A 19900-nucleotide genomic window follows, 5' to 3' on the forward strand; every position below is an offset into this window, starting at 1 on the left:
GTCAGCAATAATCAGTTTATAACCAGTCGGATAACTGAATACCTAAACCAAAGCGTTCCTGATAACGGTTGTAATCAATCAGGCTTTCACCGTAGCCGTTAAAATAATGCACATAACCGCGTAAACGTTTTGACACCGGGAAGCTCCACTCCAGCTGTAATGCACCACGATTTTCATCAAAGTTAAAATTATTACGTGCCGTTGTGGTCAGATGGTGATTCCCCATAACGTGGGTATAAGCAATTTCGCCCGGCCCCATGTAATCATCAATATCCGGGTTATCGTTGTCACGCGGGTCAAATGGATCAGCGTCATCGGTTTCCGGAATACGCCACCAAACACGATAATGCCATAAACCATGTTCAGTAATATTGGTGGCATAACCAATCACCCGGTTCCAGCTACGCGACAAGGTTGCCGTCTGGCCATTCGACTGATGATTCAGTGAGATTCCAACCAGATCCAGCCAGGACAAATGTTTTGGCTGCCAATTCAACATCAGCTCGGGCTCGTGGTTGGTTTCCCGGAAAGGAGCTGAAATATCTTTGTTGTAAGCCTGCCAGAATGAGCGGTTGGTGTAACCAAATTCCAGCGAGCTGTATTTGCCTAACAAACCTTCAGCCAGAATATATTTCACACTGATCTGAAACACGGCTTCAACATGGTCGAACTCTGTATTGCTGCCATCAAATTCACCATCACTGAGACCTTCCAGCAACCGGTCCCATTCTTCATCACTGGGCTTGGTCTGATACGTCAGTGGCATCACATAGTTCGGACGGTGAGGCAATAAAACAAAGCGGTTATTGGCTGCTGCCCGCTCAGTCTGAAATTTTTCCACCAGGCTCGGTAAATTTTCACGGATATCCGCCGGTATTTCTTCCGGATCAACCAATTCAATTTCACGAGTGGTTTTTTTCAGTTCAGAATCTTCAAAGCGGGGGTCAACGTCCAGCTCTTCCGATAAGGAGATATGTGCCAGCAATAAGCTGCTGCACAATAATAAAAAGCGCATGATCATTCCCTTTATTGTGTTAGACGGCGGAATAATAGAGAGGCCAGCAACAATCTGCCAGCCGGAATGATCTTTTTTTAAAATTATACGGCGAGAATATCGGCTTCAATATAGGGTGTACGAGCGTTCTGATATTCATTTTTGCAATGCGGGCAAATACGAATGTCATTGCTGAGAACCCGGTTGTGTAAATGGATCAGTCGCTGATCCTGCTCCCAGCAATAAGAACAATAGGGTTGGCCATATGGGCGGTTATCCAGCGTGCGATAATAACCATCACCACGACGTTTAACATTGCCTTTATACGCTAACGCTTCCGCAAGCCGGGTCAGCTCTTTGTCTTTTTCATCAATGCTTTCCTGCAGCAACGTTAATTCCATTTTGGCGACGGAGACATAACCGGATAAATCCGTCAGATGCTTTTTCATCTCTAAGCGTTCGAGCATAAAATTGGCATCACGGATTTCTTTGGTAATTTCTCCGGCACCGTTCAGGCTGCGTAATACGGCGCTGACTTTCCCATACCCCGGCATAACATACTCCGACAAAAAAATGGCTATTTTCAATTATTGCTCTGTTAGAGCAGGTTTGATGCCAGTTTTTTGAACCTAATAAGCCTGGGGGTGATGCAAGGACAACCGTGTTTATTTCTCGACAAAAGCACGTTCGATGACGTAATGGCCTGCCTTACCTGCTCTGGCTTCTTTAAAGCCAAGCTCATCCAGCATGGTCGTCAGCTCATCCAACATCGCCGGGCTGCCACATAACATAAAACGGTCATGCTCTGGATCGAGATCTGCCAGACCGATATCTGCCGTCAGTTTACCGGTGCGAATCAAATCCGTCAGGCGGCCGGTATTACGGTACTGCTCACGGGTAACGGTGGGGTAATAAATCAGCTTTTCACGTACTACGTCGCCAAAATATTCATTATTCGGTAATTCGTTTTCGATGCGATCCTGATACGCCAGTTCAGACACATAACGTACACCATGAGTCAGCACTACGTTGTCGTACTGCTCATAAACATCCAGGTCTTTAATGATGCTCATGAAGGGAGCCAGACCGGTACCGGTTGATAACAAATACAGGTTTTTACCCGGTAATAAACTGTCGGTAATTAAGGTACCCACCGGTTTGGTTCCCACCAGGATTTCATCACCTACGGCCAGTTTTTGCAGTTGTGAGGTCAGCGGGCCGTCCTGCACTTTAATCGAAAAAAACTCCATCTCTTCTTCATAGTTGGCACTGGCAATACTGTACGCCCGCAACAACGGCTTATCTTCAACTTCAAGACCAATCATGGTGAAGTGGCCGTTCTTAAAACGCAGCCCCTGATTGCGGGTCGTGGTAAAGCTGAACAAGGTGTCATTCCAGTGGTGCACACTGGTAACGGTTTCGCGAATCAGGTTGCTCATGGCAAGCTCCGGTCAGTAATCATTGAATAGATCCAGAGTATCCGGGGTCGCAATTTCGGTAAAACAAGTTATTCTTAATACCGTTATTGATTTTACCGAATTAGGATAACCCATGCGTTATAGTCTGCGCCAGCTGGAAGTGTTTCTGGCCATTGCTCACCATGAGAATCTGACACGAGCAGCGGATGAATTGTCCATGTCTCAAAGTGCTGCCAGCAGCTCACTGAAAGATTTTGAGTCCCAGTTTGATATCCAGTTATTCGATCGCATTGGCAAGCGCCTGAAACTGAATGAACAAGGGCGGCAGATACGCAGCAAAGCTGAGTCGTTGCTGGCACAAGCCAAAGAGTTTGAACAGTCATTGATGCAGCACGCTGAGGCTGGTCCACTGACCGTCGGTGCCACTCTTTCTATTGGTAATTATCTGGCCGTTGGCCTGATGGCTGAATATATGGAACAGCACCCTGGCTCACGGGTCCAACTGGAAGTCGACAATACCGCTCATATCGCCCAGCAAGTGCTTAATTACCAGCTGGATATTGGTTTAATTGAGGGCGAACTGAATCATCCGGATCTTGAAGTCATCCCCTGGCGGGAAGATGAACTGGCGGTGTTTTGCCACCCACAACACCCACTGGCAATGAAACAAGCATCACAACAGCCCATTACTGACAATGACCTGTGCGCAGCTCAATGGATTTTACGCGAACCCGGCTCAGGCACCCGCCAAGCCTTTGACCGGGCAATGCACGGCTTATTACCAAGATTAACCATTGAGTTGGAATTGCAACACACCGAAGCTATCAAGCGCGCGGTTCAGGCTCAGTTAGGCATTGGTTGTTTGTCGCTGATCACACTGGAAGATGCCTTTCAGCGTGGCAGCCTGGTTCATATTCAGTTACCCAAGCGGGATTTTTCACGTACCTTGTATCTGATTATTCATAAACAGAAGTATCGCAGTGCCGGACTGACCGCCTGGTTGTCTCTCTGTCAGAATAGTCAATAACTTTTGTCGCCTCAGAACATACCCTGAACCTAAAGGATTGCTAGAATACCCGTGTAAAAAATATGGTTGGTCGCAGCAGGGATAAATTATGACAACCTTCAATCGCTCCTCCACGGTTAAGCAGTACATCGCTGCTCTTATCCTGTTTATCTTTACCGGTTTTATTGAAATATCGGCGCAGCAGAATACAACTTCTCCGATTGCCATTCGTGTTGGCCTTTATCCCTATACGCCTTTCACTGAATTTGATGATCAGGGGAATGCACAAGGCATGGTGTCAGAGCTCATCAGCATCCTGAATGACACGCAAACAGAGTTTGTTTTTATTCCTACGCCGGTATCCCCCAAACGCCGTTACGAGTTTTATAAAATGCATCAGGTGGATGCTTTTTTTTACGAAAGCTTGTTATGGGGCTGGTCGGATATCGATATTCTCAGCAGCATTCCTTACCAGCAAAGTGGCGAACGTTATATTGCCCTGGCACAAGCAGATCGTGACCAACGGTTTTTTAACGATCTGAGCCAACACCACATCGTTGGCGTATTGGGATACCACTATGGCTTTGCCGGTTTTAATTCGGACGAAGCATTTTTACGACGGAATTTTCAGATCACGCTGACCTGGGATGAAAGTAATATGTTGGAATTACTGGAACAAGAAAACGGGGATATTGCCATTATCAATGAAACGCATTGGGTGCAGTTACAAAAACAACAGCCGAAATTTACAGCAAAATTTCTGATCTCTGATCAGTATGACCAGCAATACACCCAAAGTATTCTGATGCGGCCATCACTGATGTCACAACAGCAGCTGGATAGCCTGATTAAAAACGTACAGGCTCAGCCTGCTTATCAACAACTGCAACAGCGTTATGGGGTTTCATCAGACCAATAACGTTGCAAACACGCCTGGCAAATACAGTTTTTACCACGATAACGTTCAGGAACCTGCTCCAGTAATTCTTCTGGAATACGCTCATCAAGGTTCATACACCAGCAATCTTTTGGATTCTGGTAACCCGGTAAGGTCATGCTGCATTGATTTTTTTGACCACACAACGGGCATCCATCCGGGGCAATATTCGAACGTGTACCAGCCAGTTTATGAAAAAGCTCCATCATAACGGGGCAACCTGTTTCTCAACCTTTTCAAAGTGTAACCAATTGTTGAATCGGCTTTCACTGTTTTCATTAGCACCTATGCTGAAAGAACTCAGCACAGATAAGCCTGCATTCAGGTTCTAAGGAAAATATCATGAAATCCAGCGAATTATTAAAACATTGGGAAAAGAATTTTGGTGATGAACTGACGGATAATGATTATGGCATTCCGTTAAAAGTCAAAGATGCTGCCAGAATTGAAGCATTATGCGATATGTTTCCATCATCAACCCGCGAGCATATTTTACGCGATTTAATCAGCGCTGCGTTGAATGAACTCGCCAGTGACTTTCCTTATAAAGCCGGAGATAAAATTGTCGCTCAGGACGAAGAAGGGTATCCGATTTATGAAGATGTCGGATTAACGCCACAGTTTTTGGCCTTAACCCGAAAACATCTGAATGCCATGCAAAAAGATAAGCACTAGGGCACCTATAAATAACACTAGGCGTTTTTTTCCTGACGCTTAGCAACTTGCCAGGCGGCTTCCATACTTTCCGGAGTCGCTTGTTGCCAACCGCCCTGCTGCTCAACCTGTTGCTCTACCGCCTTAAAGCGAGAGGTAAACCTCTGATTGGTACCACGCAAGGCAACTTCTGGGTCAATACCGCTATGACGCGCTAAATTGGTCACGGCAAACAATAAGTCACCAATCTCAGATTCCAGTGCAGTTTGGTCACCAGAAGCAATTTCTGCTTCCACTTCGGCCAGCTCTTCATGAATTTTTGCCACAACACCCGACATATCCGGCCAATCAAAACCCACTTTAGCGGCTTTCTTTTGCAGTTTTACTCCTCGGGTTAAGGCGGGCAAGGTAACAGGCACATCAGCCAGCAAGCCGGTTTCGATCGCTTCCGGGCGGCCTTGTCCAGCTTTCAGACGCCGCTCTTCGGCTTTAATCGCATCCCAGTTGGCATTCACCTGCGCTTCTTCAGGTTTAATGCTGGCATCCCGTTCGGCACTGAGTTCACCGCCCGGAAAGACATGGGGATGACGACGAACCAGTTTAGCCACCAGTTTGTCGATGACGGAGTTAACCGAAAATAATTCACGCTCGCTGGCAATCTGGCCATAAAAAATAACCTGGAATAACAGGTCACCGAGCTCTTCCTCCAAATGTGGCCAGTCCTGACGCTCAATAGCGTCCGCCACTTCATACGCCTCTTCCAGTGTATGAGGCAGAATATCCGCGAAGTCTTGTCGTAAATCCCATGGGCAACCGGTTTGTGGATTGCGCAGGCGCTGCATACAATACAGCAGGTCCTGTAAGTCAAACGTCATTCGTGCCCTCCCCGAACCCGGCGAGCCGAAATCACGTTCGGTAACTGAACAATTTTATTCATCAGACGTGACAAGCCTTCCAGGCTTTCCACTTCCACCGTCAGCTGCATTGCAGCTGTGTTTTCGCCGGTATTGGTGCGTGTGTTGACCGCCAGCACATTGACCTTTTCATTGGCCAGCAAGCTACTGACATCACGCAATAAGCCGGTACGGTCATACGCCTGAATGGTCATATCAACCGGATAATTCTGAGTTGGACGCGAGCCCCAGGTAACCTGCAACACCCGTTGAGGCTCAGTAATCTCCAGGTGCATCAGGTTTTCGCAGTCACTGCGGTGCACGTTCACACCACGGCCAAGGGTGACATAACCCCGGATATCATCTCCCGGAACCGGCTGACAACAATTCGCCAGATTGGTCATCAGATTGCCAACCCCTTCGATAAAGATATCGTCAGCGCTGGCTTGTTTGTCACTGCTTTCCGGTTTACGCAACAGCGGCAGCTCTTGCTGATCCATTCGCTGGGAATTGTTATCCGCCTGTTGCAACACCGCATGCACTATTTGCCCGGTGCGCAAGTCACCGGCCCCCACCGCGGCGAACATATCGTCAACGGATTTCACGTTCATTTTTTCGGCGATGTCATGCAACGGCTGATCCGCCAGATCCAGACGATCCAGTTCGCGTAACACTAACTGACGGCCTTCATCAATATTCTGATCTTTAGCCTGCAGCTTAAACCAATGAGCGACTTTGGCTCGCGCCCGGCTGGAATGAATATAGCCAGCTTCTGGATACAGCCAATCACGGCTGGGGTGCGCATTTGGGTTGGTCAGAATTTCCACCTGCTCACCCGTTTGCAACAGGTACGTCAGCGGAACAATGCGACCATTGACCTTTGCACCCCGGCATTTATTACCCACTTCGGTATGCACCCGATAGGCGAAGTCGATCGGCGTTGCTTTCGGTGGCAGATCAACCACATGGCCATCCGGCGTAAAGATATAAATCCGGTCCGGGCTGATATCAGTACGCAGTTCACCGATTAACTCTGGTAAATCCCCCAGTTCTTCATGCCACTCCAGTACCTGACGTAACCAGGCGATTTTCTGCTCATAACCCTGGTCTTTGGCGTTCAGGTCGGTGCCTTTGTATAACCAGTGGGCACAAACACCTAATTCAGCGTCTTCATGCATCTGGTGAGTACGAATCTGAACCTCAAGGATTTTACCTTCTGGGCCAATCACAGCGGTATGCAGCGAGCGATAGCCGTTCTCTTTCGGATTTGCGATGTAGTCATCAAATTCGTGAGGGATGTGACGCCATAACGAGTGAATAATGCCCAAGGTGGCATAACAGTCTTTGATTTCTGGCACCAGAATCCTGACCGCTCGAATGTCGTAAATCTGAGAGAAATCGAGGTTTTTACGACTCATTTTACGCCAGATGCTGTAGATGTGTTTGGCACGGCCATAGACATCACATTTAATGCCAGCGAGTAATAACTCATCACGCATGCGTTGCACCACATTTTCAATGTAGCTCTGACGCGTCAGGCGTTTTTCATCCAGCAAGCGGGCAATTTTTTTGTAGGACTCTGGCTGAAGATAACGGAATGAAAGGTCTTCCAGCTCCCACTTCAGATGACCAATACCCAGGCGATGGGCCAGCGGGGCATAAATATTAAACACTTCGTCAGCGACTTTACGGCGTTTGTCATCCGGTGCATCTTTCACCGCACGAATCGCCGACGTCCGCTCTGCCAGTTTGATCAGCGCGACACGCACATCATCAATCATCGCTACCAGCATTTTGCGCATGTTTTCGACCTGCGCTTCGCGCTGGCCCAGCACGGTTTCATCTTTGGATGCATCGTTCTGGATAGCACTGATAGCGGCCATGCGCAGCACGCCTTCGATTAACTTAGCGACCGGCTCACCAAAATCTTTCGCTACCCGGGTCAGCGGCATGCGTCCTTCACGCACCGCACGATACAACACCGCGGCAACAATGGAGTCGGTATCCAGCCTCAGATCCAACAGAATCTGAGCCATTTCAATGCCCATCTGCACACTGTCGATGGACCAATAAGTTCGGTTGGCGATGGCTTCATCGGATAATTCTTTAGCCGCCAGCAGCGCCCGACGTAGGGTCTCAGGGTCATTCACATCCTGGGATTGCTGGGTGCACTCCATCCAACGATCCACATCCAGTGAACCATCATGGAGCAACGGGTGGTCGTCTCTGACCTTAACCATGCTTTTAACTCTCGCTTATCTTCTTTTTATTGCGCATCTTGACTGAGTCAGATGGGTAGCGCAGTAACACCATGGTTTCAACATGATGCGTCTGAGGAAACATATCCATAATACCTGCCTTAACAATGCGATAACCGGCAGCCGTCAACTGTGCCAGGTCACGTGCCAGCGTTGCCACATCACACGAGACATACACCACTCTGGGCACCGGACGTCGAATCAGTTCGGCACAAACCTCGGCAGCACCAGCCCGTGGCGGATCTAACAACACCGCATCCGGTTGCGGCAATCCCACAAGACATTCCGGCTGCGATAAATCCGCTTTTGTGCCTAGCAAAGGCAAGGCCAGTTTTTCCGACTGGCGTTTCAGGCTGCTGACCATTGAGTCCTGCACTTCAACGGCTGTTACATGTTGGCTGCATTTCGCCAGGGGCATGCTGAAATTACCGTGACCAGCAAATAAATCCCAAATGGTTTCATCACTCTGGGGCTGTAGCCAGGCTAATGCCTGGTCCACCATACGGCCATTCACCTCGGCATTGACCTGAATGAAGTCATCCAGCACCATCGTTAATTCCAGGTTCTGTACCCGATGAAACAATGTCTCCGGTGCTGATGGTGGATACAAACAGTCATAGCCACGATCTCCTTTCAGCCATAACTGTAATGGCTTTCCCTGGCCTGAGAAGGTTTCGATAAAGTCACACAGCTTCTGACGGTCATCGCCGCTGAGCGGTTTCAGTTCACGTAACACCAACGCCAATGCATTATCAGCAGCAACCACTTCAATCTGACTGATGCGATCCCGGCCCGACAACGCACCAATACAATCTCGCCATGCTTGCCAGTTCAGCACCGGGTGATCAACCAACACCGGACAGTGATCAATATCGGAAATATGACTGGAAGCCGCTTCCCGGAAACCAATAAAGTTACGCTCATCGGCTTTACTGAAACGGACACCAAGACGGGCTTTGCGGCGATAGTGCCAGGGATCTGCGGTAATGGGCTCAGCCCACTGCTCAACATCAATGTGCTGACGCTGAAATTCACGCTCTACCCGCGCTTGTTTGGCCTTGACCTGAGCGTCATAACTCAGGTGCTGCATGTCACAGCCGCCACAGCGATGATAATGAGCACAACCAGAATCAGTGCGATCAGGGGAGGCCTCAACGACATTGCGCAACCGCGTGTACCAGATTTTTTTGCGACGGCCATCCAATTGCACGTCAACGGTTTCGCCTGCCAAAGCACCCGGCACAAAGTACACATCACGGCCTCGACGAGCCACGCCTTGCCCTTCTGAGTTAAGACTGTCAATTTCCAGCGTCAGCTGTTGCTCAACCATGTCTGGTCTTGCAGCCGGAGCCTGACGATGACCTGGATGGCGATGACCTGAACGACCAGAGCTTTTGCCTGATCTGCGTTGGCGTGGATGTGACACCCGGACTCCTGAACTGATGTAACTAACGGATTTGCCGCAATAATGGGGGTTATTACGGCATTTTCAAGGAAACAGATCAGTTATCTGATGTTTGTGTGTCAAAAGATGAGGGAGCAAAAACACCCGATGATAAATAACGATCACCACGATCACAGATGATGGCCACAATCGTGGCATTCTCAACCGATTCAGCCAATCGCAGAGCGCCAGCGACAGAACCGCCCGAGGACACACCACAGAATATGCCTTCTTCACGCGCCAAACGGCGCATGGTGTCTTCCGCTTCTTGCTGACCAATATCCATCACCCGATCCACCCGCTGACGATCAAAAATTGTGGGCAGGTATTCTTCCGGCCAGCGACGAATGCCGGGAATGGCAGCACCATCGGCGGGTTGCAGACCCACAATCTCAATATCCGCGTTTTGTTCTTTCAGGTAACGGGAAGTCCCCATAATCGTGCCCGTAGTCCCCATTGAGCTGACAAAGTGGGTTATTTCTCCCTGGGTTTGTTGCCAGATCTCAGGGCCAGTGCCGACATAATGCGCCTGAGGGTTATCCATATTGCCAAACTGATTCAGCACAATCCCTTTTCCGTCGTTCTGCATCGCCAGCGCCAGATCCCGAGCGCCTTCCATGCCTTCTTCTTTAGACACCAGAATCAGCTCTGCACCGTAAGCTTCCATGGCCCAACGGCGTTCCATGGTGGCATTGTCCGGCATGATCAGAATCATGCGGTAGCCCATAATCGCTGCCGCCATCGCCAGAGCAATACCGGTATTACCGCTGGTCGCTTCAATCAGAGTATCACCAGGCTGGATATCACCCCGCTGCTGGGCCTGCTGAATCATGGATAACGCCGGGCGATCTTTCACCGAACCCGCTGGGTTATTCCCTTCCAGTTTCAGTAACACCGTATTGTTGTTGCCTGCTGGCGCAATTCGCTGCAGCCGAACCAACGGGGTGTTGCCAACACAATCAGCAATGGTGGGGTAGACGACGGTTGAAGCACTCACGCAAAACTCTCACTGTTATTGTCTTATAACTAAAGACAGGCAGTTTACTGCTTTGTTTCATTGAAAGGTAATAACCAAACGGCATTTCTTTATACAGTTTCTGGATGACACTCGTACTTCACATCCTTTACCCTATCGGTCTTGCTGATTTCTTTTCACCATCGCCAAACAGGGAATTCCCAAGCGCATGAAACATTGGAAAATCCAGTCCCGGATTCTGTTGATGGCTTTGTTGCCGGGCATCATTGTGTCACTCACTCTTGGGCTGTTCTTTATTCATGACCGCAATCAGGATTTGGATGACCTGCTCGATCGCCGTGCGATGGCGATGGCCAAACAGCTGGCACCAACCTGCGAATACGGTGTGATTACGGGTAACCGCGGCATTCTTCAGAATATTGCCAACAACATGCTGGAAGAACGCGATGTTCGTTCTGTCAGTATTTATAATCAGGACGTCGATATCCTGGCACATTCTGGCCCGAAAATGATGACGGAGCGTATTGGCTCTGCAGAATTACAACACAACCAGCTACAGTTATTGCGCACCCCTGGGTCTGTGCGGGTACGTGCCCCAATCTTTGCAGAAAACCTGAACATCACAGAACAACTGTCTGAGCAGTTTTATGCTCAGCAAGCGCAACAGCTTCAGTTATTGGGCTGGGCTGAAGTTGAGCTGTCGACCACCAATACTCAATTGCAACAATATCAGCACCTGGCCAACTCATTATTAATTATTTTATTGGTGCTGATTGTCTGCTCATTGCTGGCGTTTCGCATCAGCAAACAACTGTCCCGACCAATCAACACACTGGCCGCAGGTGTTGGACGGTTAGCCGAAGGTCATTATGACCACCGCATTCAGGTAGAGCCGGGGTCCGAATTTGAGCAAATGGCAAGCGGTGTTAATTCACTGGCCAGCGCGGTGGAATACGCCGAAAGAGATCATCAACAAAACATTGAACAGACAATGCAGGACTTCCAGGAAACATTGGACGAAATGGAAGTACGCAACAGTGAATTACAGCTTGGCCGCAAACAGGCGATGGAAGCCAGCCAGATGAAGTCGCAGTTTCTCGCCAATGTCAGCCATGAAATCCGCACACCACTCAATGGCATCATTGGTTTCACTGACTTATTGGCACGAACACAAGTGAATGCTTTACAGGCAGACTATCTCGGCACCATCCATAATGCTTCACAAGATTTGTTGAATATCATTAATGACATTCTCGATTTATCAAAAATCGATGCCGACAAACTGATCATGGATCACAGTGCATTTAACCTGCGCGATACGCTGGATCAGGTGCTCACCGTATTAGCGCCTCAGGCCTATCACAAACAGCTCGACCTCTATCATCAGATTGCTTCGGATGTTCCACTGCAGGTCGTGGGTGATCCGTTACGCCTGAAACAAATTATCACTAACCTGGTGAACAACGCGGTTAAATTCACCAATCATGGCAGCGTAAAAGTCTCGGTGTCACTCATCAATCGCTCAGCCAAACGTGCCAGCCTGCAGTTTGAAGTCCGTGACACCGGTATTGGCCTCAGCCAGGAGCAGGTCAGCCGGATTTTTAATGCATTTTCCCAGGCGGACACCAGTACCACACGGCAGTACGGCGGCACCGGTTTAGGTCTGATTATTTCCAAAGCACTGGTGCAGGCCATGCATGGTGATATTAAAGTGGAAAGCGCTCCGGGCCAGGGGGCAACCTTCACCTTTCACATTGATATCGACATTGACCAAGATACCAAGGCGAACAACCAAAATGCTCCGTTACTGAATATTGCTGGTGCAGATACAACAGTGTTAAAACCCGCACAAATTGCAGTACTGGAGAGCAATGACCTTAACCGCCAGATGATCTCCTCGCTACTGGATGATTGGCAGCTGGACTATCACCTGGCGGAAGATGAACAAGACCTGCTGAATCAGGTTGCTCAGGAATCCGGGCTCAGTGCGGTAGTTATTTCCATTGATCGCACTCGCATTCATCAACCGCAGCTGAAACACTTTTTGCAGCAGCTGGCTGTCATCCACATTCCGGTCATCACACTGGTCAACAGTGTTAATCATGAACACCTGGAATGGCTGGCTGATTGTGGCGCTTGCGCGACCTTGTCACATCCGGTCAACGAACAAAAACTGGGAGACGCCCTGCGTAAACTACTGCTGCCAGATCAGTCAGACGAGCCTGAGAACGATAAACCGGCAAGCAATACACCACAACGGGAAGCCCCATGCGTACTGGCCGTCGACGATAACGAAGCCAACCTCAAACTGGTCAGCGCCCTGTTGCAGGAACTGGGCGTGCAGGTTTGTTCAGCAACATCGGGCCAGGAAGCGATTGATTGTGTTACCGACACTCATGTCGAGATGGTTTTGATGGATATTCAGATGCCCAATATGACCGGCCTGGAGGCCAGTCAGCATATCCGTACACTCCCCGGCAAGGCGCACTTACCGATTGTAGCGTTGACGGCTCATGCGTTAGCGGATGAAAAAGAAGTGCTGCTCAACAGTGGTATGGATGATTACCAGACCAAACCGATCAGCCTGGAGCAACTGGCGGATTGTATTGAGCGCTGGACCGGCTACAAAGCGGATATACAAACCACAAAGAATACCGTCATCGACGATGCCCCAACGGAAGTGACACCAGAGCAAGAGCTCGCCATATTTGATGCGACTGAAGGCCTGAAACACGCCAACTTTAATCTTGACCTGGCAAGCGACATGTTCTCAATGTTGCTGAACTCACTCCAGCGTGATAGCGATGCCGCACTGGAAGCGTGGGAACTTGAGGGCTTCGACTTATTACTGGAAAAAGTGCATAAGATCCACGGCGCCTGTCGTTATTGTGGTGTGCCGCTGTTGCGCCAAACGGTGAATGACTTTGAAACGGAACTGAAAGCCGGTGGCAGACGACAATTACCTGAGCATATGCGTAACTTTATGGTTCAGGTTCAGGCACTGCAGCAGTGGGCTGAAGATCATAATTGGAAAGAGTTGCTACAGCAGGCCAGTGTCAGCCCCACTTAACTCAGGTCCAGCTAATATCGAGTCTAGCTGGATCAAGCCGATAGCACCGCAAACGCCTGAATCCAGTTCCCTTCATCCGACAGGCTGATCAATGCCTGTCGTCCTCCTAACTGCTGCATTTTTTCCAGCGCCGCGCCATATAAGTTAACCATGGGAGCACCTTGCGGGTCATTGAGAACTTCCAGCTGCTGAAAGCCAATACCTTTAGCAATGCCGGTCCCCAGGGATTTTGCCAGTGCTTCTTTGGCGGCATAACGTTTGGCCAAATAATTGATACTCTGGCCCCGCTGCTGCCAAACCTGTTGCTCGGCAGGTGTCAGAAAGCGTTTAACCAAACGCTCTCCGTGCCGTTGATAGGCTTTTTCGATCCGGGCAGAATCCAATAAATCGGTACCAATACCGACAATTCCCGACACGCCAGAAAAAGCTTCAGGCAATGTAGTTTCAGAAACGACAGCCATTAACGAACGCTGGCTTTCTCGATCAGCGCACGCATTTCACGAACAGCATCTTTTAAACCAACAAACACAGCACGAGCAACAATGGCATGACCGATGTTTAATTCGTTCATACCCGGGATAGCGGCAATGGGTTCAACATTATGGTAATTCAGACCATGACCGGCATTAACAATCAACCCTTGCTCCTGAGCGTACGCTGCCGCTTGCTGAATGCGTTCCAACTCTTCTTGTTGCTCCACTTCTGAGCCCGCATCGGCATAAGCACCGGTATGCAACTCAATCACAGGTGCACCACAGCGAACAGTGGCATCAATCTGAGCATAATCCGGATCAATAAACAGAGACACTTCACTATCAACAGCGGCCAGGCGCTCACAGGCAGATTTGATCGCTGCTTCGTTTCCGATCACATCCAGACCGCCTTCCGTGGTTAATTCTTCGCGCTTTTCGGGCACCAAACACACGGCTTCCGGACCCACTTCTTCCGCCAGTTCCAGCATCGCTTCTGTGACGGCCATTTCCAGATTCATCCGGGTCGACAGAGTTTCAGCCAGCACATAAACATCACGCGTCTGAATATGGCGGCGATCTTCGCGCGGGTGAATGGTGATACCATCAGCACCGGCCTCTTCAGCAACAAACGCTGCCTGCGCCGGATCAGGATAACGCGTACCACGCGCCTGACGCAGCGTTGCCACGTGGTCAATATTCACGCCTAACAAAACACGTTGTGGGTTTTTAACCTGAGACATTGCCGATCCTTTTTTCATTAATGAATTCACATGATTATGAGTATTAATATGAGCATTGCACAGTGTTGATCACAATAACTGCGCCATAAATAATTCGCGACTGACTAATGGCCGGTCAAAATGTTCTTCTAATGCCAGACGCAGCACCTGCTTGGCACATTGCCAGACACGAGCACTGGCCGGAACCTGAGTAAAATCGTTCAGCCAGTGATAAAATGCAAGAATATCCTGGCCGGAGAACTTCCCTTCACCGTGCCGATAAAATCCTTCCCGGGCGTTAAAAAAATAACGCTGCCCGGCATAAACCGGGCGCTGCTGATTGTCCTGTTGCCAGTCAACACCATACCCGAGTTGCTGCAACACCTGATGCTCAAAAATACGCAGCAGTGGCTCTGCCGATGTCGCATCGTCACTGGCGTTCTGTAAACCCTTTACTATTTGCTGATAGATACGAAACAATTCAGGCTGAGCATCCTGCCGGGTCAGTAGCCGTGACAGCAGTTCATTTAAATACAAGCCGCAGTAAAGATAATTACCCTGCAATGTAAATTGTTGAATCATTTCAGAAGCTTTGATGTTGGGCCATTCATCACCCGATCGCCAGTCTGCCTGACAGAGCTGAAAAAGATCTGGAATATAAAGATTTGACTGGTGAGTTTTAGAATACTTGCGTTTTGGCGTTACCACCGATAAGCGGCCTTGTTCGGCAGAGAAAATATCCAACAAAAACTGATGTTCGCCAACCGGCTGGCGTTGCAATACAAACAGTTTGTTCATCGGGCAATTAAACGCAAGTTAAGAACAATGGAAACTATTTTTGCCGCCGCGCCGAAGGGCCATCCCTGGCCCTGCCGCGCGGTCGCAACATCCTGTTGCTGCTTCAAAATAGTTTCCATTATTCTGAACATAAAGCGTAATCCGCCGTGAATATTCACACTATTGTTAACTGAAAGTTCAGGTGTATTTGCTGAAAGGGTTGATAACAGGACGTTATCAGTTAGCGTACAGGGACGTATTTACAGCGCCCTGGAAGCAAATACTCCTGAGTTTTTAGTTAACAATAAGCTATTGATCGTCATACCCCAGACTGCGAAGCGCCCGCTCATCATCCGACCAGTTAGATTTCACCTTCACCCACATATTCAGCATCACTTTGCAGTCAAACATTTGTTCCATGTCTTTACGCGCTTCGATACCAATTTGTTTGATGCGATAACCTTTATCACCAATCACAATACGCTTCTGAGAATCACGCTCCACCAAAATCAGAGCACTGATTTCCGCCATACGGCCATCATGGGTAAATTCTTCAATTTCTACCGTCATTTCATACGGCAGCTCATCGCCCAATTGGCGCATAATTTTTTCACGCACCAGCTCCGCCGCTAAAAAGCGTGAACTGCGATCAGTAATCTGATCTTCCGGATAAAAATGCTGACTCTCTGGCAGATAGCTCTCAATCAAGCTTTCTAAACGCTCAACGTTATGACCAGTTTTAGCTGAAATCGGCACAATCTGATCAAAGTTATGACGACCACTTAATTCCTGCAAGTACGGCAGCAGCTCGTCTTTTTCTTTGACGAAATCCACTTTATTCACCACCAATACCGCCGGTGCACGTTGCTGCTTAATAGCCTGCAACACCATTTCATCTTCATCGGTCCAGCGCATGCGATCAATTAACATCACGATCAGATCCACGTCTTTGACTGCCGTGGTCGCCGCTTTGTTCATATAACGGTTAATCGCTTTGTCGTGATTTTTATGAATCCCTGGCGTATCAACGTACACCACCTGATTGCCATTCTCGGTTTTAATACCAAGAATCTGATGGCGGGTGGTTTGTGGCTTACGTGAAGTAATCGACAGCTTCTGCCCAAGAATGCGGTTTAGCAAAGTCGACTTGCCCACATTCGGTCGCCCAACAATGGCAACAAAACCGGTGCGGGTAATCAGATTTTCATCAGTCATGCAGATTCCTCATCTGATTGAAGTTGTTTTAAGACAACCGCAGCAGCAGTCTGTTCAGCATTACGACGGCTGGAGCCTTCCGCTTCAACCGGTGCATCAATTTCAGGAATAAAACAGGTGACAGTAAACACCTGCTCATTGGTTGGGCCATCCACCGACAGCACCTCGTATTTAGGCAAACGAGAGCCTGCGGCTTGCTGAATTTCCTGCAGCTGGGTTTTTGGGTCTTTAATAGGATCTTCCAGAGACAGATTATCCAGACGCGAAGCAAACCAGGCTAAAACCCGCTCACGAACCACATCAATGCCGGCATCCAGATAAATCGCACCAATTAACGCTTCTACCGCATCTGCCAGAATGGAGTCACGTTTGTGACCGCCACTTTTTAATTCACCGGAACCTAATAATAAGAAGTCACCTAACTCAAATTCTTTAGCGACTTCGGCCAGGGTTTTCCCTTTAACAATACGTGCACGCAAACGGCTGAGTTTGCCTTCTTTCGCTTCCGGGAAGCGTTGGTATAAGTCTTCGGAAATAACCAGACTCAGAATGGAATCACCCAAAAATTCAAGGCGTTCATTATTCTGAACGCCTTTAGAGCGGTGAGTCAGAGCCAATTCAACCAGGCTCTGATCAGTAAAGGTATGGCCCAAACGTTGGGACAATTTGAGAAATGGGTTATTCACTTAGTCAGTTCTTTTTGATGTTGAAAGCGGCCAACCAATTCAATATTGGCAAAAAAGCCACCTCGTTGTTCATAAGTCAACGTCAGTGTCGACGAATCACGGCCACGCTTAACCACCAGGTCATCGAGTGAAATCGAAACACGATTGCGGGTCAGGCGCTCATTTAGTTCTTCACGAATCTTACGCACCGGCATTTTTTTGGTAATCACACCCGACTCTTCGACATTGGTCAGAACCTGAGCCACAATTTTATCGTCAAAATACATAGGGACGACGGAAGTAGCGACGCGAATCAGCATCACAGCGACCAGAATCATCATCAACAATGGCAACATCGACATGCCAGACTGCTTTTTGATCATGGTTAGTTGTTTGGTCATGGTTATTACCTGTTTAACTCATTATTAATACACGTTAATCATCAACGCGTAATACAGCCAGGAAAGCAGATTGTGGAATTTCAACATTACCAATCTGCTTCATACGCTTCTTACCTTCTTTCTGCTTCTGCAGCAGTTTCTTCTTACGACTCACGTCACCGCCATAACACTTAGCGGTTACGTTTTTACGCAGTGCTTTAACCGTAGTACGGGCAACCACCTGGTTACCAACCGCTGCCTGAATCGCCACATCAAACATCTGGCGAGGAATCAGCTCTTTCATTTTTTCAGTCAACAAGGCGCCACGACGACGGATATTGTCGCGGTGCATAATCACCGCCAGTGCATCGACACGGTCACCATTCACCAGAACATCAAGACGTACCAGCGGTGCTTCCTGGAAGCGCAAGAAGTTGTAATCCAGCGACGCAAAACCACGGCTGGCAGACTTTAAGCGGTCGAAGAAGTCCATCACTACTTCGGCCATTGGAATTTCATAACGCAATGCCACCTGCGAACCCGTGTATTGCATATCAATCTGCACACCGCGCTTCTCAACACACAGGGAAATCACATTACCCAGGTAATCTTGTGGCACCAGAATATTACACTCGGCAATAGGCTCGAGCATTTCTTCAATAGTGCCAGCATCCGGCAGTTTCGATGGGTTATCCACCGAGATGGTTTCGCCCTTACGGTTTTCTACCTGATAAATTACCGTGGGGGCCGTGGTAATCAGATCCAGATCGTATTCACGCTCCAGACGTTCCTGAATGATCTCCATGTGCAGCATACCCAGGAAACCACAACGGAAACCAAAGCCCAGTGCATCGGAATTTTCTGGCTCGTAGAACAAAGAAGCATCATTCAACGACAACTTTTCAAGCGCATCACGGAAAGATTCAAAATCATCAGAAGACACAGGGAACAAACCGGCATACACCTGAGGTTTTACTTTCTGGAACCCAGGTAACTCTTCGGTGTCTGGTTGTTTGGCTCCAACAATGGTGTCACCCACGGGCGCGCCGTGAATGTCTTTAATACCAGCAACCAAGTAACCTACTTCACCACAACCTAACTGGCCGGTTTCATTGCGCTTCGGCGTGAAGATGCCCACGCCATCGACACCATGGTCTTTACCGGTCGATTTAATGCGGATCTTATCGCCTTTCTTGATCGAGCCGTTTTTCACCCGAATCAAGGACACAACACCGAGGTAAGGGTCAAACCAGGAATCAATAATCAGAGCCTGGAGTGGCGCATCCGGATCACCTTCTGGCGCTGGCACATTGGCCACCAGTTCTTCCAGTACGTCTTCGATATTCAGGCCACTTTTCGCTGAACAGCGCACGGCTTCAGTAGCATCAATACCAATAATGTCTTCGATTTCCTGCGCCACACGATCAGGGTCGGCCTGCGGCAGGTCCATTTTGTTCAGAACTGGCAGCACTTCCAGGCCCTGCTCAATAGCGGTATAGCAGTTAGCCACCGACTGGGCTTCAACCCCCTGAGCGGCATCCACAACCAACAACGCACCTTCACACGCTGACAACGAGCGCGACACTTCATAACTGAAGTCCACGTGCCCCGGAGTATCAATAAAGTTCAGCTGGTAGGTCTGGCCGTCACGGGCTTTATAGTCCAGCGTCACACTCTGGGCTTTAATGGTGATGCCACGCTCACGCTCAATATCCATGGAATCGAGCACTTGTTGCTGCATTTCACGGTCAGACAGGCCGCCACACACCTGAATAAAACGGTCCGACAGCGTCGATTTACCGTGGTCGATGTGGGCAATGATGGAAAAGTTACGAATGTGGTCCAGTTGGCTCACGAATAAGATCCGCTCAAGTATTCAAATGGGCGGGAATTCTACTGGAAAGGCGGGCTAAAGGCTAACGGATTCAGATGGTTAGCGGAGCTGGCAGAGGGATTTGAGATCAGCCAGACAAAAATATCAGGGTGATAAAATAAAAACCCCGCAACAGCATCAGCTGTTG

At 48.9% G+C, this 19900-nt stretch carries 19 protein-coding genes; 4 read left to right on the forward strand and 15 right to left on the reverse strand.

What is annotated here, in order from left to right:
* Positions 1–16: 16 nt before the first annotated feature.
* The 3 genes from KFF03_RS11670 to KFF03_RS11680 all read right to left on the reverse strand — a co-directional run bounded on the left by KFF03_RS11670 (position 17) and on the right by KFF03_RS11680 (position 2433).
* Complete coding sequence (locus KFF03_RS11670; protein WP_255857097.1) at positions 17–1015, reverse strand: phospholipase A; 999 nt, start codon at positions 1013–1015, stop codon at positions 17–19.
* A gap of 83 nt (positions 1016–1098) precedes the next feature.
* Positions 1099–1581 (reverse strand): hypothetical protein, encoded by a 483-nt coding sequence (locus tag KFF03_RS11675; protein WP_255857098.1) that lies wholly within the window; start codon positions 1579–1581, stop codon positions 1099–1101.
* A gap of 78 nt (positions 1582–1659) precedes the next feature.
* Complete coding sequence (locus KFF03_RS11680) at positions 1660–2433, reverse strand: ferredoxin--NADP reductase (RefSeq protein WP_255857099.1); 774 nt, start codon at positions 2431–2433, stop codon at positions 1660–1662.
* A gap of 112 nt (positions 2434–2545) precedes the next feature.
* Between KFF03_RS11680 and KFF03_RS11685 the strand changes: the two genes are divergently transcribed.
* Positions 2546–3439, forward strand: coding sequence for a LysR family transcriptional regulator (locus KFF03_RS11685; protein ID WP_255857100.1), 894 nt, complete (start codon positions 2546–2548; stop codon positions 3437–3439).
* 88 nt (positions 3440–3527) lie between these two features.
* Positions 3528–4337 (forward strand): transporter substrate-binding domain-containing protein, encoded by an 810-nt coding sequence (locus tag KFF03_RS11690; RefSeq protein ID WP_255857101.1) that lies wholly within the window; start codon positions 3528–3530, stop codon positions 4335–4337.
* Here KFF03_RS11690 and KFF03_RS11695 read toward each other — a convergent pair.
* Positions 4313–4564 (reverse strand): cysteine-rich CWC family protein, encoded by a 252-nt coding sequence (locus KFF03_RS11695; protein ID WP_255857102.1) that lies wholly within the window; start codon positions 4562–4564, stop codon positions 4313–4315. The genes KFF03_RS11690 and KFF03_RS11695 overlap by 25 nt on opposite strands.
* Before the next feature lie 133 nt (positions 4565–4697).
* On the opposite strand from KFF03_RS11695, the gene KFF03_RS11700 reads away from it, so the two are divergent.
* Entirely contained in the window at positions 4698–5030 is a 333-nt protein-coding gene (locus KFF03_RS11700; protein WP_255857103.1) for a type 1 pili tip component, read from the forward strand.
* 17 nt (positions 5031–5047) lie between these two features.
* Here KFF03_RS11700 and mazG read toward each other — a convergent pair whose 3' ends face one another.
* From mazG to cysM, 4 genes are all read right to left on the reverse strand, one after another.
* Positions 5048–5884 carry a nucleoside triphosphate pyrophosphohydrolase gene (gene mazG / locus KFF03_RS11705; protein ID WP_255857104.1) on the reverse strand — a complete coding sequence of 279 codons (837 nt, stop codon included), beginning with the start codon at positions 5882–5884 and terminating at the stop codon, positions 5048–5050.
* A complete protein-coding gene (gene relA, locus KFF03_RS11710; protein ID WP_255857105.1) occupies positions 5881–8142 on the reverse strand; it encodes a GTP diphosphokinase in 2262 nt (753 codons plus the stop codon). The genes mazG and relA overlap by 4 nt, the downstream gene beginning before the upstream one ends.
* Positions 8143–8146: 4 nt before the next feature.
* Positions 8147–9586, reverse strand: a complete 1440-nt coding sequence (locus tag KFF03_RS11715; RefSeq protein ID WP_255857106.1) for an rRNA adenine N-6-methyltransferase family protein — start codon at positions 9584–9586, stop codon at positions 8147–8149.
* A gap of 76 nt (positions 9587–9662) precedes the next feature.
* The gene (cysM, locus tag KFF03_RS11720; RefSeq protein WP_255857107.1) at positions 9663–10601 is read right to left on the reverse strand and encodes a cysteine synthase CysM; all 939 of its coding nucleotides are present in this window, start codon (positions 10599–10601) and stop codon (positions 9663–9665) included.
* 187 nt (positions 10602–10788) lie between these two features.
* Between cysM and KFF03_RS11725 the strand changes: the two genes are divergently transcribed.
* The gene (locus tag KFF03_RS11725) at positions 10789–13650 is read left to right on the forward strand and encodes an ATP-binding protein (protein WP_255857108.1); all 2862 of its coding nucleotides are present in this window, start codon (positions 10789–10791) and stop codon (positions 13648–13650) included.
* A 32-nt stretch (positions 13651–13682) separates the two neighbouring features.
* On the opposite strand, the gene acpS is transcribed toward KFF03_RS11725, so the two are convergent.
* From acpS to lepA, 7 genes are all read right to left on the reverse strand, one after another.
* Positions 13683–14111, reverse strand: coding sequence for a holo-ACP synthase (gene acpS, locus KFF03_RS11730; protein ID WP_255857109.1), 429 nt, complete (start codon positions 14109–14111; stop codon positions 13683–13685).
* Positions 14111–14863 carry a pyridoxine 5'-phosphate synthase gene (gene pdxJ / locus KFF03_RS11735; protein WP_255857110.1) on the reverse strand — a complete coding sequence of 251 codons (753 nt, stop codon included), beginning with the start codon at positions 14861–14863 and terminating at the stop codon, positions 14111–14113. The genes acpS and pdxJ overlap by 1 nt, the downstream gene beginning before the upstream one ends.
* Before the next feature lie 69 nt (positions 14864–14932).
* Positions 14933–15640, reverse strand: a complete 708-nt coding sequence (recO, locus tag KFF03_RS11740) for a DNA repair protein RecO (RefSeq protein WP_255857111.1) — start codon at positions 15638–15640, stop codon at positions 14933–14935.
* A gap of 288 nt (positions 15641–15928) precedes the next feature.
* Positions 15929–16834: a GTPase Era gene (gene era, locus KFF03_RS11745; RefSeq protein WP_255857112.1), complete on the reverse strand. Its 906-nt coding sequence runs from the start codon at positions 16832–16834 to the stop codon at positions 15929–15931.
* Positions 16831–17520, reverse strand: coding sequence for a ribonuclease III (rnc, locus tag KFF03_RS11750; protein WP_255857113.1), 690 nt, complete (start codon positions 17518–17520; stop codon positions 16831–16833). The genes era and rnc overlap by 4 nt, the downstream gene beginning before the upstream one ends.
* On the reverse strand, positions 17517–17900 hold the full coding sequence (locus tag KFF03_RS11755; protein ID WP_255857114.1) for a DUF4845 domain-containing protein: 384 nt from the start codon (positions 17898–17900) through the stop codon (positions 17517–17519). Before KFF03_RS11755 ends, rnc begins: the two co-directional genes overlap by 4 nt.
* 34 nt (positions 17901–17934) lie before the next feature.
* Positions 17935–19734, reverse strand: coding sequence for a translation elongation factor 4 (lepA, locus tag KFF03_RS11760; protein WP_255857115.1), 1800 nt, complete (start codon positions 19732–19734; stop codon positions 17935–17937).
* Between the last annotated feature and the right edge of the window lie 166 nt (positions 19735–19900).

This window comes from Bacterioplanoides sp. SCSIO 12839, assembly GCF_024397975.1.
GTDB lineage: Bacteria > Pseudomonadota > Gammaproteobacteria > Pseudomonadales > Oceanobacteraceae > Bacterioplanoides.

What these genes read in the sequence shown, in the direction of transcription:
- relA (WP_255857105.1), bottom strand. Translation starts at nt 8,142, where the DNA reads ATGGTTAAGGTCAGAGACGACCACCCGTTGCTCCATGATGGTTCACTG.
- recO (WP_255857111.1), bottom strand. Translation starts at nt 15,640, where the DNA reads ATGAACAAACTGTTTGTATTGCAACGCCAGCCGGTTGGCGAACATCAG.
- era (WP_255857112.1), bottom strand. Translation starts at nt 16,834, where the DNA reads ATGACTGATGAAAATCTGATTACCCGCACCGGTTTTGTTGCCATTGTT.
- KFF03_RS11700 (WP_255857103.1), top strand. Translation starts at nt 4,698, where the DNA reads ATGAAATCCAGCGAATTATTAAAACATTGGGAAAAGAATTTTGGTGAT.
- KFF03_RS11670 (WP_255857097.1), bottom strand. Translation starts at nt 1,015, where the DNA reads ATGCGCTTTTTATTATTGTGCAGCAGCTTATTGCTGGCACATATCTCC.
- mazG (WP_255857104.1), bottom strand. Translation starts at nt 5,884, where the DNA reads ATGACGTTTGACTTACAGGACCTGCTGTATTGTATGCAGCGCCTGCGC.
- pdxJ (WP_255857110.1), bottom strand. Translation starts at nt 14,863, where the DNA reads ATGTCTCAGGTTAAAAACCCACAACGTGTTTTGTTAGGCGTGAATATT.
- KFF03_RS11685 (WP_255857100.1), top strand. Translation starts at nt 2,546, where the DNA reads ATGCGTTATAGTCTGCGCCAGCTGGAAGTGTTTCTGGCCATTGCTCAC.
- KFF03_RS11680 (WP_255857099.1), bottom strand. Translation starts at nt 2,433, where the DNA reads ATGAGCAACCTGATTCGCGAAACCGTTACCAGTGTGCACCACTGGAAT.
- KFF03_RS11690 (WP_255857101.1), top strand. Translation starts at nt 3,528, where the DNA reads ATGACAACCTTCAATCGCTCCTCCACGGTTAAGCAGTACATCGCTGCT.
- KFF03_RS11755 (WP_255857114.1), bottom strand. Translation starts at nt 17,900, where the DNA reads ATGACCAAACAACTAACCATGATCAAAAAGCAGTCTGGCATGTCGATG.
- acpS (WP_255857109.1), bottom strand. Translation starts at nt 14,111, where the DNA reads ATGGCTGTCGTTTCTGAAACTACATTGCCTGAAGCTTTTTCTGGCGTG.
- KFF03_RS11695 (WP_255857102.1), bottom strand. Translation starts at nt 4,564, where the DNA reads ATGATGGAGCTTTTTCATAAACTGGCTGGTACACGTTCGAATATTGCC.
- KFF03_RS11725 (WP_255857108.1), top strand. Translation starts at nt 10,789, where the DNA reads ATGAAACATTGGAAAATCCAGTCCCGGATTCTGTTGATGGCTTTGTTG.